This window comes from Kistimonas scapharcae, assembly GCF_039540975.1.
Classification (GTDB): Bacteria; Pseudomonadota; Gammaproteobacteria; order Pseudomonadales; family Endozoicomonadaceae; genus Kistimonas; species Kistimonas scapharcae.
Genome location: NZ_BAABFL010000182.1, coordinates 1 through 729, shown reverse-complemented (window position 1 = coordinate 729; position 729 = coordinate 1). Strand labels below are relative to the sequence as shown.

The 729-nt window shown below is 46.4% G+C and carries 1 protein-coding gene; it reads right to left on the bottom strand.

Features of this window, described 5'->3' with window-relative positions; all coding sequences use genetic code 11:
- Nucleotides 1-259: 259 nt before the first annotated feature.
- Complete coding sequence (locus ABD892_RS10285) at nucleotides 260-673, bottom strand: site-specific integrase (protein WP_345195534.1); 414 nt, start codon at nucleotides 671-673, stop codon at nucleotides 260-262.
- Nucleotides 674-729 lie beyond the last annotated feature (56 nt).

The following is a 729-nucleotide window of genomic DNA, read 5'->3' as shown; positions in this document are numbered from 1 at the left end:
GCGTTTTGTGCAAAAACTGTACTCTGTTGCCAAAAGTACGGCCAGCTTGCTCACATTCCCAAGGTTAAGCGGGATTTAAGGGCTGTTTTGGGCATTTGGCATTAGCCCGCCGGTAGCGGATAATGCGCCGTTTGTATTCCGGCGTCCCGCTGAGGACGTCGCAACCCTATTCAAGGCGATAGATAACTAGCTATGGCTAATTAGGAGTAAACCGCCAAAAACGGCATATATATATGCACGAAACGGTTTCTGAAAATTTCTAGGGCAGATTTAGGGCAGTGATTCCAACCTTGTTGTCAGGATCACTATCTGTGTTCTCTTTTTCTGACAATTCCTGCCAGATTCGTGAATTTTCTTTTGCAGAGTTATCCGGCATCCAGGCACCGTAAACCTTTGAGATCATCTCAAGATCAGTATGTCCCATCTGCTCGGCTATAAATTTAAGATTGCCTGTCACAGCCAACATCCATGATGCATAGGTATGACGGGTCTGATAAATACTACGATAACGAAGCCCAATCCTCCGTGAATGACCACGCCACCATTTACCAATGGTTTGAACCTGCATAAACTCTGAAACGCGATGCGCCGGTGTACGTAATGCCAGCTGGTTGAAAACAGGACGTCGCTCCATTACAACAAAATTAGTGTAAGTACTCAAAAACCGGTACATAAGGCGATTTCACGTTCTGCCGCCTAAGCTCATCCCCATGTTCCCATTACCGCCTG

Bases quoted from the DNA above. Each gene is read 5' to 3' on its own strand.
- ABD892_RS10285 (WP_345195534.1), bottom strand. From the start codon at position 673: ATGTACCGGTTTTTGAGTACTTACACTAATTTTGTTGTAATGGAGCGA.